Here is a 14,853-nt window from a genome sequence, read left to right as displayed (position 1 = left end):
AAGTGATTCTAGTTGTCAAATAATCAAATGTTTTGGAATGTTTTACCCAAAGATCCCTAACTTAGAAAAAACCTTTGGGATCTTTGGGATTAAGGCACTATGCAATGTCCTGTGTCTCCAGGTATGTCTGCACAATTTGGCGTACTTTCTGACGCAGCCTGTTTGCAGTGCGTTGAGAAATGCCACAAGCAGACGCTGTATCGGCTAAACTTCTGCCATTGAGCAGATCATGGAAACATTGGCTCAAATTCTTACCGGATGCATATACTACTGCCCGCAGTTGTTCTTCTATCTCCAGCGCAACACAAGGTTCAGCATCTTCAGTCCAAGTAGGAGTGAACGAGGCTGCTTTTTGCCATAGACGAGTCTGACGGACTTTTGCCCGTCCGAGGCAGAACCTCGCATTTCTAATTAAGTCGTAGCGAAAAAACTTTAAGTTTTGTTCCTGGCTCTGAGAGTTGATCGCTAGCGAGATTGCATATTCGATAATCTCTGCTTCAGAGGAACCAGGGGTTAGCATCTGGAGGCGTTGCTGTAGCTCAAGAACAGTACGCCAGCGCTTGTCTAGGACTTTTGCCATTTGATTTTCTCCTTATTAGTACTCTGCCGCCCCTATACCGAGTGCAGCTTCGTCTGTATTCATTTTATACGGCACCACAATGAAGCGTTATGCGCCAAGGTCTGATTTATTCGTGTGAAGAGATTACTATCATTGCCCCTATTTTTTTGAGGGTGTTGATTTATTTGTTAACTCCGTAACATTCATTCCTTGATAGAGGCGATCACCCTACCCAAACCCCGTACAACCAGCAAACCGACTAGAGAGAGCGTCTTGATAGCAAAAGCAAGCGAACAACTATGTCGTGCAAAGCGCGATCGCACTTTCCCCACAATCCTACTTTGACTTTCGTTTGGACTTGGGGGGCGTTCGGTGTGCGCCAAAGGATTTTTCACTGCGGTAGCGAAGCCACACCCGCAACTGCTGCGGAATCTTGTCTTTTTGTTCTTTGATCAGCGTGTTGTAAAGGGCTAAAGCGCGATCGCGTTCTCCACTTCTATTCAGACGGATTTGAGCTAATATTCAACCAAGCTTCTAAATCTGCTTGATTATTAAAGTCCAATAGCGCTTCAGCCAAATTCTCTAATTGAGTAACAGATAATTGCTGGATGCGTTTCTGTAATTCTGTACTTACTACACCGATACGCCGAGAAAGCTGGCGCATAATCAGATCTTGAGCCGCTTCCTGACGAGCTTCCTCACGGACTTCTTGACGAACTTCTTGCTGAATTTCTTGACGAACTTCTTGCTGAATTTCTTCTCGAACTTCCTCACGGACTTCCTGATAGTACCTGGTCTTTTTCAGATCGCTGAGTCCAAACATTCTTGCCAACTCCTGACGCCCGATACGCGGCAATTTGTATAAAACAATTGTTTCTATCAAATCTAGCACTTCCCGCTGGGATGCTTCATCTGCAAGTTCGGAGCGTGCCTTTTCGACTAACTGTGTGACTCGCTGAGGAGTCCGCTTTTTCGTCTCGACAACCAACTTGATGATACCAACCCCTAGAGAAGTCTCCGGTGTCTCCTCCAGCTCATTTAGGTACAAACGATTGACTTGGAAACTTTCTAGCAAAATCTGATAAGGCTCTACTTCAGTTGGTTCTAAGCTCCGTCTGGGAAAGATAACAATTCCTCGCCAAGGTTGAGTCGGTGCATAGAGACGTAGATAGAGAAAAATCTCACAAAAAAAGCGAGCATAAAACTCTGGATCTTTTTGAAACTGAACTTCTAAGAAATAAATAGGTTTATGGGAGAGATTCGATACAGGAAGAAATACTCCATCAATCCTAAATGCCGTCTGTTTTAATTCGACAGAAGCAAAATTATAAGCATCGGCTTCAGACGCCTGACGCTCAATCAGTTCAAAAAAGGTGCCTGGAAAGGTTTGAAATAAACGATAAAAAATGGAGTCCGTTTTCATTCTGGCTTAACTAAGCATTTATTCTTAACCTGAGCGATTACAAACTCCATGTAGAACTCCCTAAAAAAAGAGCGATCGCTAATTTATTTCTTCGGGAATTTGAACGGGCATTACCGTCAATCTTTAAACTCCAAATCTACCTCGTTTCTGGGAATGACAAAAAACTAGGGCAACTCCACAGAAGTCGGTTTAGCAATGTGAGGCAAACCCCAGCCCAATTTTTCTCGCAGGATTCTGAAAAACTCTGGGGGTTGTACGCGGATAAAGCGTGCAGAATAGCGTGATCGCTCTATATGTAACCGATCGTCTGGCAAGACATAACATCCTGCATTCCCATCAACAACCATCACCATCTGATTCGGCGTGGCTGGCAGAATGCTCACTGGCTCAGTGTCAGCAAAAACTAATGCCCTAGAGGCGAGAGAATGGGGGCAAATTGGCACCAATTGCAGCACAGGTACCCCTGGTGCTACCACTGGGCCACCTGCACTCAGGGAGTAAGCTGTCGAACCCGTTGGCGTCGAAACAATCACACCATCTGCTGCAATATCTACAGGCGCATGATTGCCCACCTGAATTTCAAAATGGCACATGCTGGTCAAAGGTTCTCGGTGAATCACCATCTCATTAAGGCAAAGCGCCTCCCAGGAAATGGCACTATCTCGCCACACCTGCACCAATAGCATCGCCCGTTCTTCAACTTCATAATCCCCAGCCATGGCTCGTTCTAAGGCTTGGGTGAGCTGATTCAAATACACCTCTGTCAAAAAGCCCATGTGACCTGTATTCACCGCCAACAGAGGGATACCACAGGGCGCAACCTGGCGGAAGGCGGCTAAAACCGTGCCATCTCCCCCAAGAACGATCGCAAAAGCCATCTCCTCATCAAAACCAGGCGATGCCAGCCCTTCAATGGGAGTACGGCGAATCGGAGAGTCAGGGCGAGAATAGCCCAGAATGCCGCCAACGCCAGTTGCCATGCAGACATCCCAACCAGCATCACGCAGCTTTTCCTTCAGTTCCATGGCAACACGACAAGCCACGGGTTTAATATCGTTGTAAATAATGCCTGCTTTCGGCACGCTTACCAATCCGGCTAGAGTTCAAACGAAATCAGCAAATTAGCCAAAGAATTCTAGAGAAAAATCCCGGCGATTGTCTCAAATCAGCAGTCTACTCACAGAAGGTACTGGTCATATAGACAAAATAGCCAGTCTTTCTTGAGTAATTGCTGATTAAACAACCGACATGGAGCAGAATTCAGTTTTGCTTCTAATTAGCTAGGTTTATCGTGACATATTTTGCCCATCCCTGCGTCCGCCTAAAGAGGCTCCTGTAAAAATAGGGGCGTTTAGACTAGGGAAACAGGGGATGACGATTCGATATAGTGCCATGATGGGCTATTTTAATATCATCCCAGACGGCAGTGTTGACTAGGAAAAAAGTTCTGGGGTTTATTTGGAAGACTTGAAAGGCGTCTTTTTCTGAGACTTCTTTTTTCCTTTGTTTTTCTCGTAGTCGATTTCCTTGAGTTTTTTCATAATTCGGCTGAAGTACTCTTGCATATAGGCTTCTAAGGTCGTTGTCTTACTCTCATCTAGCCCAAACACCTTGTAAACTTCATCCATTGGCGCATCGAGAGGTTTACCTGATGCCAAAACCTCTGTAAATGCCAGTCTATCTGCAACATTCCAGCCCCATTGAAAAAACCGCAGCCCCCGGCGTATTGTCCGCAACAAGTTAAGCGGCATTCTGGCAATTTTGGCATCTCGTCCTGATAGGCGTTCGCACAAGCGGACAATTTCATAAGCTCCCCAAGCGCGAGAGCCAACGACGGGGAAGATTTGATTTTCTGTCTCTGGAACTTCCAGAGCACGGACGGCAAACTTGGCAATATCCTGAGTATCCATGTAGGCAATCGGTGCGCTATCCCCTGTAATCCACACAGCCTGTCCGTCCAAAATGGGAATAGCATACTGACCGATTAGCCCTTGCAGAAAGCCGCAAGGTCTTAAGATGGTGTATTTTAATCCAGATTCGGCTAGGAAAAGCTCTGTACACCGCTTAATTTCCATCAAGGGGACGTGGGAATAGTTCTGGGCGTTGAGAATCGAAAAGAAGACAAATCGTTCTATCCCCGCCGCCGCCGCTGCTTGAATCAGCGCTACTTTGCCGTCCCAGTCTACCTGTTTGATAGTCAGGTTATCAGTTGGGCGGGAGGTTGCCGCATCAATGACGGCGGTAATACCTTGTAGAGCAGGTATTAGTGTTTCTGGCTGACAAAGATCGCCTTGGACAATTTCGGCCCCCCACTCTTTTAAGAATGTTGCCTTTCTGGGGCTGCGAACTAGGCAGCGTACCTGATGCCCCTCGTCTAAGGCGCGACGAACTACCTGTCTTCCCAAGGTTCCAGTTGCACCAACCACCAATAAATTCATTTAATTAATGAAGAATCTTAAAGTTTCTATAAGATGTTATCAGAAATCCTCGGTTCATCTTTGCAAAACTTAGCAAAGGTGATTCCAGAGTGCGGTGTGAAGTGAGCCGAGACAGTCCCGGTAGTGCCTCACACCGACAAATGACCCTTAGAGAGACTCTTCTTCGCCCCCTTGGATTTTCAGTAATAAAAAGCCGATGCCTAAGCCGACCAGAATCAGGGTAAAGGACAAGACAGCCGCGTTAAAAATTTCACCGTTCATCGAGTTAAAGACTCCTATGCGATCGCCAAAACAGTAATCATCCAACTTAGTCTCCCATCACCACAGGACTAGTGGTGACTGGGTTACCCAGAAACACAGGGTATTGACACCTATATTCGGTATTTTAAAGCAGCTCAGGGCAAATCTTTTGAGTTAGTCATGAGTCCTTAGTTCTTAATCCTTAGTTGGGCATTGATAAAAAATGAAGATTGAGCAAAATTTCTTTACAAAAAGCCGATCGCCGCAGCTCAAACGCCCACGTTTAGCCGTTACCTTGGGAGATCCAGCCAGCATTGGGCCAGAGGTAGTCCTAAAAGCATTGGCAGATGCGGCAGTGACTCAAAATTGTGAGATTACGGTGGTTGGTACGGCGGCGTTGTTGCAGTCTGCCTACGAGGAATTGCGACAGCAGCTTCCTGGGGAAGAGGTACTAATCGATCCCAAACAGTTGTCCATTCTCGACGTGCAGTTAGATGGAATGACACAACGGCAGATTATACCCGGTACTGGTAATGCGGCTAGTGGGGCAGCAAGTTTTGCTTATCTAGAAACCGCAATTGCCCGGACTTTAGCGGGCGAATTTGATGGCATTGTTACAGCACCGATTGCGAAATCGTTGTGGAAGGCAGCAGGTCATCACTATCCAGGGCAAACGGAAGTGCTAGCACAATCGGCTGGAGTCGAAAAATTTGGGATGTTGTTTGTGGCGCGATCGCCTCATACAGGTTGGTTACTACGTACTTTACTTGCCACCACTCATATCCCTTTGCGTCAAGTTGCTGACACTCTCACACCAGAGTTAATGACCACCAAACTGGATTTACTTGTGGAATGCCTCAAGGCAGATTTTGGGCTGGAGACGCCTCGAATTGCCATTGCTGGACTCAATCCCCACAGCGGAGAACAAGGTCAGTTGGGGACTGAGGAGCAACAGTGGTTGATTCCCTGGCTAGAGCAAGAGCGCCAGAAACATCCTCAATTGCAGCTAGATGGCCCTGTACCGCCGGATACAATGTGGGTGAAGCCCGGTCAAGCTTGGTACAACAACGACCTGCACAGTGGCGCTCATGATGCTTATCTAGCGCTTTATCACGACCAAGGCTTAATACCCGTAAAACTGATGGCATTTGACCGGGCGATTAATACCACGATTGGTTTACCTTTCATTCGCACCTCTCCCGATCACGGCACTGCCTTTGATATTGCCGGAAAAGCGATCGCTAATGCCACCAGTATGAAAGAAGCCATAGGGCTGGCGGTGGATTTGGTTGATCAAAAGTCAGCCTCTAAGCTCTCTGCTAATTGTGATGGTAAAGGCGATGGAGATTTAGATCGATCAGACTTTTAAGGCTTCATCAAGAATCTGACGCGCTTCTTCTGCTTGGGACTTTGCCTCGCGGTAGCGCAGATTGGATTGAGCGAAGTTTTTCAGGGCTTTGAAGCCATCTTTGATACTGGCAATCTCGTCTTCGCTGACGTCTTTGTCACTAAACAAAAGGTCAATTTGTTCGCGCACCTTTAGCGCTTCAGCACGGGATTCCTGAACTTTGAGTTTTAGTGTGGCTAGTTGGTTGAGGAGCTGTACAGCTTGAATGACGGCGTCTTCATCACTAGTGGTTGTGGAGGAATCGGGTTCTTTCACTTCAATGAGTTGCTGAGCGCTAAAACCGTCCGCCAGGTCAGTATCAAGCTTGCCTGCATCCATGAGGTCAATTAGCTGATCCATGGCTTTCTCACGGGCTTTGGCAGAGTCTTTGCCAGGAACGCTCAGGATAACTTCGGGACTCTGAGCAAGAGTGTACTGAACCATAATTACGTTGGGGAAAGTGGTTTGACTCGGATTTGGTTAAGCTGAAACGATGGGAATTAACCAAGCCGAGAGTATGTTTCTTAATTTTAAGGTAAAGCGATCGCTATCCGAACCTTCGCAGTACTCCAGTCATAGCTGAAGGCTTGGCTGGTGGTGTAGCGGAGCGCGACCGAAGGAAGCAGCCTACACAATCTTATGGTATAGTGTAGACATGCTAAACATGACGTGGGAATTTAAGCTAGAGCCAACCGCCGAGCAGGTTTCAGGGATTGAGCACACTTTAGATGTGTGTCGCAATGTCTGGAATTTTGCGCGGCGGGAACGTAAAGACTGGCTGGATTCTCGGAAGTCTCCGGTGAATGCGTGCTCAATTCGGCAGGAGTTTATCCTGCCAGCCGACGCGCCATTCCCGAACTACCACGTTCAGGCCAAAGGCTTAACTAAAGCCAAGGCTGACTTCCCTAGACTCAAGACCGTCAATGCCCAAGTGCTCCAGCAAGTCCTTAGAAAGCTAGATGGCGCTTGGGAATCATGGCGGCTAAAGCGGTCAGGGTTTCCAAGGTTCAAAAAACCTAACCGGATGCGTAGCTTTGTCTTCCCTCAGATGCTCAAAAACTGCATCACGGGCGAGGGGATTAAGCTACCTCAACTGGGCTTGGTGAGGGTGCGTTGGTCGCGGGAGATACCGGATCTCTTCGAGGTGAAGCAAGCCCGAATCGTCCGCAAGGCGTCGGGTTACTTCGTCATGCTTAGCCTTCAGTCTGATGTTGAAATCCCCGCTGCGGTGCCTCACGGGCACCCCATCGGGATTGACGTTGGGCTAGAATACTTTCTTTCAACCTCAGACGGAAAACAAGTCAAGCGGCCTCGCTTTTTTGGCCGTCTGCAACGCAAGCTGAAATTGCTGCAACGCAGGCTGAAGACGAAGCACAAGGGGTCGGCTAACTGGCTAAAACTCCAGAAGAAGATTGGCAGAGTCCATCAACGCATGGCCGATACTCGCAAAGACTGGCACTTTAAGCTGGCTCATCACCTCTGCGACAGCGCAGGGATGATCTTTGTGGAAGACCTAGACTTCCGCATTATGGCCAAGGGGATGCTGGGTAAGCACACCCTAGATGCTGGGCTGGGTCAATTCACGAACCAGATCTTGCCCTGGGTGTGTTTCAAGCGCGATGTGTATTACGGCAAGGTTGATGCTCGGGGCACCTCTCAGGAGTGCCCGGACTGTGGTGCGGAGGTTCGCAAAGACCTCTCAACTAGAATCCATCATTGCCACAACTGCGGGTCAATCAAGCCTCGTGATGTGGCAGCAGGGCAAGTAATTTGCACCCGTGGGCAACGGGGAATAGAAAATGCCTGTGGAGTCGAGGTGGCGGGGGCTGAGGTCACTCAGTCTAGTCAACTGGCGCTGAAGCAGGAAATCTTCGGAGCGATCCGGGGAATCACCACGCATAATCTTTGATTTGTGTGGTGAGGATGTCAATCTCGATTGCTTGAGATTGCGAAATCCCGTGAGAGAATGAAGGAAAGACCAATCCACAATTCGGTAGACCGATGAGTGACGATCGCACAGCCGTCCTGGCAGCTAATCAAGCCTTTTATCGCGCTTTTGAGAAAAAAGATATTGAAGCGATGAGTACCGTATGGTCACAGGGAACGGGAAGTCTGTGCATTCACCCCGGACGCGATGAACTACGAGGGTGGAAGGACATTCGCCATTCCTGGGAACAGATTTTTAACAATACTAGCTATATCGAAATTGAGATGGAGATTCTCGCAACAGAAGTGCGTGACAATCTCGCTTATGTTGTTTTGGTGGAGAACCTGCTGCAAGTGAGCCGAGGGAGACGAGTTCAGGCTCAGTCGATGGCAACAAACGTATTTGAGCGTATGGCGTCATCGTGGTATCTGGTGCATCACCACGGTAGTCCTTTGATGCGCTGAAGCTTGGCGGGGATACTCGCTACAGACTCAATGTCACTCAATATTGGTGATTGTGTTGTTACCTGGGATGGCGTTGAATTGGACAAGTACGCAAGGCTCCAGAGGCAGCTAGTCATAAGAACACTAGATAATAAACGCTTCATAATCTCCTCCTGATAGTTATTAACCTATCTCTATAAACAGCTCAGAAATATACAAAAAAAGATCGTTAAACCGAAATAAATGCAATTTGTCGATATTTTGGTATTAACAATCACATAAGTTAGCTATATGAGGTCGAGAGTTCAGTAGTCATGACAGGAAGAAACGTCCTGTTATCACATCAAGACCACAGAATTAAAAACAATTGTTCCCTACCATTTCCAGAATTCTTGCCAACAACACATGACACGCAGGCACTAGCACAATTAAGTACAGATGACTGAGCGTAAAGGCGATCGCCAAGAATGCAGGATTAAATTGATGACAAGGGGTGATAATTGAAGAAATTACAGCATAGAAAGCGTTTTCGTCAGTGTTTGCCGAGGTATTAGTTTAATTCCAGCCCTAGCACTACTATTTAACGCTTACTGCTGTACGGATTCCGGAATATTTTTAAGCATTCACACCAAAACGCGCCTGTAGATGCAACGGCATAGACCAGCCGAAACATTACAGTAAAGGAGTAGCAAGCAACATTTTGTTATGCCTACCCTAGAGTTGAATATTACTCAAATCCAGGCTCCTCCAGAGCAGAGACCTGAGCAACCACCTGTCCCTTCCGAACCCGACCCAGAACCTGGCCCCCAACCGATACCGGAACCCACAAGGGAAACCGAACCTGACCCGGAACCTGGCCCTGAGCCGCTGCCAACTGAACTTGACCCGGAAGCGCCTTCTCGATGAGGTGTGAAGGATGAACGGCTATTTGCGGGTGGAGGCGTAGATGTCGCGATACTCAACGTAAATTTTGCCGTTTCTGACTTCTCTGCGGGTGGGTTTACCTGTCCAGATTTCGACGGAAATGAAGTCTTCAGATTGCTTGAGACGGAAGCTTTTGCCAACGGGTACTAGGTCATCAAAGATGATTGTCCAGCGAGACGGGCAGATTTCCCAGGCTTGCGGGGGGATGATGCCTTCTTGTTTGCGATCGCTATCGTAAATCGGGATTAGGGAATGAGGGCTATAAACAACTTTCGTGGGGATGGGGTTGACGCAGCGACCTTCAACCTTAACAAATTCAATCACGCTATCCCAGTCACGAACAGATTGGCGATCGCCTACCATCCAATCATCCTCACCGATACAAATCGCTCCCATCAACCAAGTCAGCTTAGACAAAATTCGGGTGATACGCGGGGTTTCCCGTCGAATTAACTCGATTTCTAAGGGCGTGAAATTGTTGATTTTAGAAACCCATCGGGGCGTCCACAACTCGAAGGAGAGGTTTTGATCAATGGGGACTTTGGTGAGTGCCAGATTAGGCGTAGATTGCCTCGGACGTAGTGCCTTCCGCAGTTCTGACTGAATAAATTCCGACATCAGTAGATGTTGCACGCCCTTGCATCTCCATATTTCAAAATATATTTTTCTACAGCTACAGAAAAATTCAGGAATTTTCTATGCAGCTTAAATAGGAGATGCACCCTGTGGCACCGCTAGCGCCAAGCACAGCCGATGCCGAAAAACCTAGGCAGCGAGAGTAAAAGTATTTTCTTTTTTAACTGTAATATTTTCTGGAGGCGATCGCACTCAACAAGAAAGGAAATCCCAAACCTGTCGGAAATATTTCCAGCAAGGCGATAAGGAGTAGATCTAGCGGATGGCGATCGCATCGCATAATGGTAACAATTCATATGACTCACCCCGCCTCTTCACAGCGGCTCCCGCGTCTCATACTCTCCCTGCGGTTCGCGCACTAGCGATTCTCCCACCCAACCCCCAATCACTTCATCAAAAAAACCAGACGACCAGCCTAATTCCTCTGGTGTTTTCGATGGCGTTGATGATTCAATGGGCTGATAAATTACCATGACTTCAAACTCCCGATTGGGTACTCCTACCGGAACATTTAGATGCAAAATGCCATCGTTCCCCACAAGCGATCGCGTTTTGATGCTTTTCATCATTCTTTTACCTACTCACTACTCTTTCAGAAAACTTGCTAAAATCCTACATTTTTGATTAATTGGACTGTTTAAAATACAACTTCATCCACTCACTCTATCCAGCCATTCAATCAGCTCTGCTTCGCTAGAAAAGTCTAGAAGCGCCTCTCCCAAATCTTCAACCCGCTCGATCTCTAGGCGGCTAATTCGCTCCCTCAAATCGAGCCGCAAAGTTCCCAAACGACGATTTAATTGCCGCAGCACTAATGCTACTTCTCTTTGTTGTCCCTGGTGCAATCCGCGCCGGATTCCCTCTTCCATCCAGCTTGTAACAATTTCCATAACCCTCTCCTCTTCAGTTAGTCCCATCCTATCAAGCTCAACCTCAAACGCCGCTTCCTCCCTTGCATCTAGCCGCAAGTAGGTATCCACAAACCCTGAAATCAACCGCATCCGGGCTGGATCTAGCTTTAGAGTCGCCAACAGACGTAAACACTCCGCCTTCACCTTCGGACGTTCCTCCGGTTGAATCTTCATTTTTGCCATTAATGCTGCTGCTACGGGATTGCGCTGCTGCAAAAAATCCCGCCAATTCATCTGATTGAGTTGAATGGTCGTAAAATTGAATTCCAACACCTTCAATTCTGGGAAATCTACCCGATATTGTGTTGTCTCTACTCGTTGTGGTTCATCGAAGGAAAACACCACAACTGGATAGACGGGTAACAAATACTCCTGATGCAACTTAGCAAAATACAAAAACATCCGCCGAGCAAAATTCGACTCCGTGTAAGACTGATTCTCCACATGGATAATAAAAAATGCCGACTGCTCGCGAAACCGCACTTGAGCAACAATATCTAGGAGTTTGCGATCGCCAGAGACAAGATCGGTAAAATACTCTTGGGGTAAAAAAGTAATAGAGTCTCGTTCCAGAAAACCCGCGACATCTGGCAGAAATAACTCAATGAACTCTACAAAAAACGTTGAGAGGAGTTCTTTGAACAACTGGTCATGGTTAATTTGCTCACTCATCCAGCAACACCATGAGTTCCGTCATCTCCTCCATCGCCGTTTGCAACCTCAGCATAATCTCTGCCGCAATCTCATCCGGTTCGGGCAAATCCTTCCCCGATTGCAAACTCTCATCCCTTAACTAGGATATATCAAGGTTATTCTCCCGCTTGCGGTTTAATCAACGACACCATGCAGTCAATCAGCGGACGCGGCGTAAAATACTGCCCTGCCCCGGACTTCTTCTCGCTGGCATTCTTTTCTAATAGCCCCTCGTAGAGGTCGCCTAACCCTTCCTCCTTGACAGAATACCAGTCCATTCCAGTGATTCCAAAGTGTCTCACTAGGACAAACAAACACATCCGTAATAACCCTTAATACATTTTCGCTATCTGGCTGATGTAAATCAATCGCTAATTGACTAACAAATTGCATCAAATGACTGTATTACAGGGGTTTTACAAAGTGAAGATAAAGACTTAGCGATCGCTAGTTCCCTTGTCCGGGAGAGTGGGCAGACTAAGAGAAAGATTTCTAGTGCAACCCACCTATCTAGCAACGAGGCGATCGCGTGACTGATTTTTCTCCTTTGGTACACGACACAACGAAGGCTCAAAGCGAAAGCGTAGAGACAGTGTTATCAAGATTAAAAAGCGGGCGTGTCTATATTCCTGATTATCAACGTGATGCCGAGCAGTGGGGTTCCCGTAAAAAATCACTCTTTATTGAATCAATTCTCAACAATCTGACAATTCCAGCATTTTTCTTCTGTGAAGATGAAAATCGCAATTATGAAGTTGTTGACGGACAGCAAAGACTCTCAACAATCTGGGATTTCTTTGAGAATAAACTTACAGTAAGTGATGACCCAAAAATCGACTATATAGCGCCTGCGTCAGCCTTGTATGCGGGGAAAAAGCATAATCAACTCATTCCGACACTGAAAAATATATTCAGTGATTATCCACTTACCATAATCTACCTGCCAAAAAATCTAGAGTTACAAACAAAACTGGAAATTTTCCGGCGTATCAACGAAGGTGGGACTCCTCTTTCAGGACAAGATATTCGTTTGTCCTTTTACATTCAATCTAAGAGTGTAACTTTCATACGCTTAGTTGGGATTTACAGTAGTTCCACGGAAGCTGCGATAAATGACTTAGAGACTGATGAAGAACCTGAAGTCATCAAAAAACCATTTCAACGAATGCTGGAACTAGCCGAGAAAAAAGGAATTTATAACCCTTGGGATAGCCTCCCATCAAGCAGAGACCTTTGGTATGAATGGTGGCAAGGTAAGGATAAGGCAAAAGGACAAACACCTTCCCTGATGTTTCTTTGGTATTTAGTTTGCCTAGAACGTGAGAAACTAGACGGGCTTGTTAAAAGACCAAAACATTTACCTGTTAACTTTGGAGGTTTAACTGAGACTGCTCTAGATATTTACTGCGCTCAACTTCAATATCAAGAGCTAGGTAAAGGTGTAGATGACAAAAATATATTATCTCCTTTTAAAGTTATACATGGGGATTACTTTGAGCAATTTGCAATTTGGATGCAGTTCATATTATCTAGAGGACTTCCGGGGATTAGTGTTGACAAATACAAACAGTTAGCTTTGTTCATAGCTGGAGCCGTTGAATTAAATATATCGCCCCAAAAGCTTACTGAAAAACAGTGGAAAAAAGCTGGGGAATTCATTCGCAATCCTCGAAAAACAGGTAAGGATGTTCTGAATGATGAGGACGGATATCCAGAACCCAAGGGACGTTGGGGAGGTGCAAAGGGACAAAAGCAGCAGTGCGAAAAAACAGTAGAGATTGTCAAAATCTTATTAAAATAATGGCTGTAGCAGATAGCTTAGGGGATTTACAGCCGTGTAATTCTAGAGCAAGAATCTTCCCCTTATCCTGGAAAGAAGCTTACTTTCGGCTCAATTTCAACTCTGAATTGAATGGGTATGTTTGCCCTATTTGCGGCAGAGTTTTTCGAGGTACAAAAGGCTTCAAAGAACTGAAAGCTGATCATCGTCACCCCTATAGCAAAGGGGGATTAACTGTATGGAATAACCTCCAGCTTCTCTGCTTACAGTGTAATGCTACGAAAAGCGATCGCACCTAATAGGGGCATGACAGTGCCATGTCCTCACGGTGCGCCGATAAACCAAGAATCCCCCTTCATTCATCGCCATAAGTGTCAAGGCTGAGCAAGCTGCCCTCTAAAAAAACAGAAGCGATCTAGGTGATAGATCGCTTCTGATAAGATTGACGAGCTTATGGCTTAGTAGCCTGCTTCTTCTTCGTATTCTGGCTCTTTGGTTTTTTTAGGGATATTGACTCGTGGTGGGTTGTAGGGTTCCGACTGCATGTCATCCTCCCAGGCATCACCCGAAAGTTCGTAATCTTCGTACTCGTCTACATAGTCTCGGTTGTCATAGGGTTCTGGTTCGACGTAGACAGGCTCTTCGTACTTAGCCATACGTCGTGGTGCTTCTAGCCGCTCGTCATTCCAATTATCTTCTTCGAGTTCCTCTTCATAGATAATTGATTCCTGCTGACGCTGACGCAGGGGCAGAGGTTGGGGTTCTTGCCAATCCTCATCCCACGCAGGCTCTTCCACAGGCATTGCGGTTTGGATGGGAGTGCGTACAGGAATCCCTGTCCCCAGTTGATTTTCGGGTCGCACGGCTGGGGTGTAGTAGGCTTCTTCTTCCTCTCGTTCCCAGGGGGGTCTGCCAATGCCAAATCGTTCTAATAGACCAACAGTCAGCTGAACAAGTCGCTCTTCTGCACCTTCAAAGACAATCAAGCGGTTGGGCCCACTACTAACAATTTCATCAATGGGCAGTTCGTAGGTACTGATAAATTGATCGGGGATTTGGGGCAAACCCAGCGAAGCGACATACAAACACGAAACTTTACCGTCTTCGACGTTAAACTTGAAGCCCCGGACTCGCCCCAGCGGCTCGCCTGTTTCGGTAATGACTTCGCTGTTAATCAGGCTGCTGTATGCATCCGCGTCAATATCCTCTACTACGTCTTCGTCATCGACCAGGATGGCATCGCCAAACTGTCGAACGCTGCTCAGGAGAATGTAGCGTGGCATCCCAGCGACGGAGAGTAAATTGTCTCGCAAACCCAGCGCAACGACCTCGCGCCGGTCGATATCTACCAATAGCTCCTTAATGACCCCCAGGCGTTTGGCATTATCCATCGTAATAACCTGGGTATTAAGTAGATCGGAGCGTTGTCGAGTTTGTTCAGTGGCCATTATGTCCTGCAATCGAAGATCTCGAATCGGTACTTTAAAATTAA

16 protein-coding genes and 3 pseudogenes are annotated in these 14,853 nt (G+C 46.8%); 6 read left to right on the top strand and 13 right to left on the bottom strand.

All coding sequences use genetic code 11. From position 1 onward, the window contains the following. Positions 1-97: 97 nt before the first annotated feature. The 6 genes and pseudogenes from AC5JR3_RS07295 to petM all read right to left on the bottom strand — a co-directional run bounded on the left by AC5JR3_RS07295 (position 98) and on the right by petM (position 4,681). Positions 98-580: a hypothetical protein gene (locus AC5JR3_RS07295; RefSeq protein WP_495844457.1), complete on the bottom strand. Its 483-nt coding sequence runs from the start codon at positions 578-580 to the stop codon at positions 98-100. Positions 581-895: 315 nt separating this feature from the next. Continuing rightward, a pseudogene (locus tag AC5JR3_RS07290) lies at positions 896-1,051 on the bottom strand (Precorrin-3B methylase); the annotation flags it as partial. 4 nt (positions 1,052-1,055) lie between these two features. Beyond that, positions 1,056-1,982: an Rpn family recombination-promoting nuclease/putative transposase gene (locus AC5JR3_RS07285; RefSeq protein WP_495844455.1), complete on the bottom strand. Its 927-nt coding sequence runs from the start codon at positions 1,980-1,982 to the stop codon at positions 1,056-1,058. A 164-nt stretch (positions 1,983-2,146) separates the two neighbouring features. Beyond that, on the bottom strand, positions 2,147-3,064 hold the full coding sequence (locus AC5JR3_RS07280; protein WP_495844453.1) for an NAD(+) kinase: 918 nt from the start codon (positions 3,062-3,064) through the stop codon (positions 2,147-2,149). Positions 3,065-3,436: 372 nt separating this feature from the next. Further along, positions 3,437-4,420: an SDR family oxidoreductase gene (locus tag AC5JR3_RS07275; RefSeq protein WP_495844450.1), complete on the bottom strand. Its 984-nt coding sequence runs from the start codon at positions 4,418-4,420 to the stop codon at positions 3,437-3,439. A 147-nt stretch (positions 4,421-4,567) separates the two neighbouring features. Further along, a complete protein-coding gene (gene petM / locus AC5JR3_RS07270; RefSeq protein ID WP_495844757.1) occupies positions 4,568-4,681 on the bottom strand; it encodes a cytochrome b6-f complex subunit PetM in 114 nt (37 codons plus the stop codon). 202 nt (positions 4,682-4,883) lie between these two features. On the opposite strand from petM, the gene pdxA reads away from it, so the two are divergent. After that, positions 4,884-6,029, top strand: coding sequence for a 4-hydroxythreonine-4-phosphate dehydrogenase PdxA (pdxA, locus tag AC5JR3_RS07265; protein ID WP_495844448.1), 1,146 nt, complete (start codon positions 4,884-4,886; stop codon positions 6,027-6,029). Here the strand turns inward: pdxA and AC5JR3_RS07260 are convergent. Further along, the gene (locus AC5JR3_RS07260) at positions 6,018-6,491 is read right to left on the bottom strand and encodes a hypothetical protein (RefSeq protein WP_495844445.1); all 474 of its coding nucleotides are present in this window, start codon (positions 6,489-6,491) and stop codon (positions 6,018-6,020) included. The two genes, pdxA and AC5JR3_RS07260, sit on opposite strands and share 12 nt — an antisense overlap. Positions 6,492-6,702: 211 nt before the next feature. On the opposite strand from AC5JR3_RS07260, the pseudogene AC5JR3_RS07255 reads away from it, so the two are divergent. The 3 genes and pseudogenes from AC5JR3_RS07255 (at position 6,703) to AC5JR3_RS07245 (ending at position 9,323) form a co-directional block, all read left to right on the top strand. Then, positions 6,703-8,017 (top strand): annotated as a pseudogene (locus AC5JR3_RS07255) (RNA-guided endonuclease InsQ/TnpB family protein). Positions 8,018-8,048: 31 nt separating this feature from the next. After that, a complete protein-coding gene (locus AC5JR3_RS07250) occupies positions 8,049-8,438 on the top strand; it encodes a nuclear transport factor 2 family protein (protein ID WP_495844443.1) in 390 nt (129 codons plus the stop codon). A 684-nt stretch (positions 8,439-9,122) separates the two neighbouring features. Next, a complete protein-coding gene (locus AC5JR3_RS07245; protein ID WP_495844441.1) occupies positions 9,123-9,323 on the top strand; it encodes a hypothetical protein in 201 nt (66 codons plus the stop codon). Positions 9,324-9,341: 18 nt separating this feature from the next. Here the strand turns inward: AC5JR3_RS07245 and AC5JR3_RS07240 are convergent, their stop codons facing one another. The 5 genes and pseudogenes from AC5JR3_RS07240 to AC5JR3_RS07220 form a co-directional block, all read right to left on the bottom strand. Then, positions 9,342-9,974, bottom strand: a complete 633-nt coding sequence (locus AC5JR3_RS07240) for a hypothetical protein (protein ID WP_495844438.1) — start codon at positions 9,972-9,974, stop codon at positions 9,342-9,344. Positions 9,975-10,075: 101 nt separating this feature from the next. After that, on the bottom strand, positions 10,076-10,273 hold the full coding sequence (locus tag AC5JR3_RS07235) for a hypothetical protein (RefSeq protein ID WP_495844436.1): 198 nt from the start codon (positions 10,271-10,273) through the stop codon (positions 10,076-10,078). An 18-nt stretch (positions 10,274-10,291) separates the two neighbouring features. Beyond that, positions 10,292-10,546 (bottom strand): hypothetical protein, encoded by a 255-nt coding sequence (locus AC5JR3_RS07230; protein ID WP_495844434.1) that lies wholly within the window; start codon positions 10,544-10,546, stop codon positions 10,292-10,294. An 81-nt stretch (positions 10,547-10,627) separates the two neighbouring features. Next, positions 10,628-11,560 (bottom strand): Rpn family recombination-promoting nuclease/putative transposase, encoded by a 933-nt coding sequence (locus tag AC5JR3_RS07225; RefSeq protein ID WP_495844432.1) that lies wholly within the window; start codon positions 11,558-11,560, stop codon positions 10,628-10,630. A 140-nt stretch (positions 11,561-11,700) separates the two neighbouring features. Then, positions 11,701-11,868, bottom strand: a pseudogene (locus AC5JR3_RS07220) (N-6 DNA methylase); the annotation flags it as partial. Positions 11,869-12,110: 242 nt separating this feature from the next. On the opposite strand from AC5JR3_RS07220, the gene AC5JR3_RS07215 reads away from it, so the two are divergent. Next, positions 12,111-13,382: a DUF262 domain-containing protein gene (locus AC5JR3_RS07215; protein WP_495844431.1), complete on the top strand. Its 1,272-nt coding sequence runs from the start codon at positions 12,111-12,113 to the stop codon at positions 13,380-13,382. Continuing rightward, a complete protein-coding gene (locus tag AC5JR3_RS07210; protein WP_495844430.1) occupies positions 13,382-13,660 on the top strand; it encodes an HNH endonuclease in 279 nt (92 codons plus the stop codon). The genes AC5JR3_RS07215 and AC5JR3_RS07210 overlap by 1 nt, the downstream gene beginning before the upstream one ends. Before the next feature lie 159 nt (positions 13,661-13,819). Here the strand turns inward: AC5JR3_RS07210 and AC5JR3_RS07205 are convergent, their stop codons facing one another. Further along, positions 13,820-14,809: a PRC-barrel domain-containing protein gene (locus tag AC5JR3_RS07205; protein WP_495844428.1), complete on the bottom strand. Its 990-nt coding sequence runs from the start codon at positions 14,807-14,809 to the stop codon at positions 13,820-13,822. Positions 14,810-14,853: the final 44 nt, after the last annotated feature.

Source organism: Kastovskya adunca, assembly GCF_059505785.1.
This window is presented reverse-complemented; position numbering and strand designations above follow the sequence as displayed.

Excerpts from the sequence above, each read along its gene's own strand:
- AC5JR3_RS07230 (WP_495844434.1), bottom strand. The coding sequence starts at position 10,546 with ATGATGAAAAGCATCAAAACGCGATCGCTTGTGGGGAACGATGGCATT.
- petM (WP_495844757.1), bottom strand. The coding sequence starts at position 4,681 with ATGAACGGTGAAATTTTTAACGCGGCTGTCTTGTCCTTTACCCTGATT.
- AC5JR3_RS07275 (WP_495844450.1), bottom strand. The coding sequence starts at position 4,420 with ATGAATTTATTGGTGGTTGGTGCAACTGGAACCTTGGGAAGACAGGTA.
- AC5JR3_RS07245 (WP_495844441.1), top strand. The coding sequence starts at position 9,123 with ATGCCTACCCTAGAGTTGAATATTACTCAAATCCAGGCTCCTCCAGAG.
- AC5JR3_RS07210 (WP_495844430.1), top strand. The coding sequence starts at position 13,382 with ATGGCTGTAGCAGATAGCTTAGGGGATTTACAGCCGTGTAATTCTAGA.
- AC5JR3_RS07235 (WP_495844436.1), bottom strand. The coding sequence starts at position 10,273 with ATGAATTGTTACCATTATGCGATGCGATCGCCATCCGCTAGATCTACT.
- AC5JR3_RS07295 (WP_495844457.1), bottom strand. The coding sequence starts at position 580 with ATGGCAAAAGTCCTAGACAAGCGCTGGCGTACTGTTCTTGAGCTACAG.
- AC5JR3_RS07225 (WP_495844432.1), bottom strand. The coding sequence starts at position 11,560 with ATGAGTGAGCAAATTAACCATGACCAGTTGTTCAAAGAACTCCTCTCA.
- AC5JR3_RS07260 (WP_495844445.1), bottom strand. The coding sequence starts at position 6,491 with ATGGTTCAGTACACTCTTGCTCAGAGTCCCGAAGTTATCCTGAGCGTT.
- AC5JR3_RS07250 (WP_495844443.1), top strand. The coding sequence starts at position 8,049 with ATGAGTGACGATCGCACAGCCGTCCTGGCAGCTAATCAAGCCTTTTAT.
- AC5JR3_RS07205 (WP_495844428.1), bottom strand. The coding sequence starts at position 14,809 with ATGGCCACTGAACAAACTCGACAACGCTCCGATCTACTTAATACCCAG.
- AC5JR3_RS07285 (WP_495844455.1), bottom strand. The coding sequence starts at position 1,982 with ATGAAAACGGACTCCATTTTTTATCGTTTATTTCAAACCTTTCCAGGC.
- pdxA (WP_495844448.1), top strand. The coding sequence starts at position 4,884 with ATGAAGATTGAGCAAAATTTCTTTACAAAAAGCCGATCGCCGCAGCTC.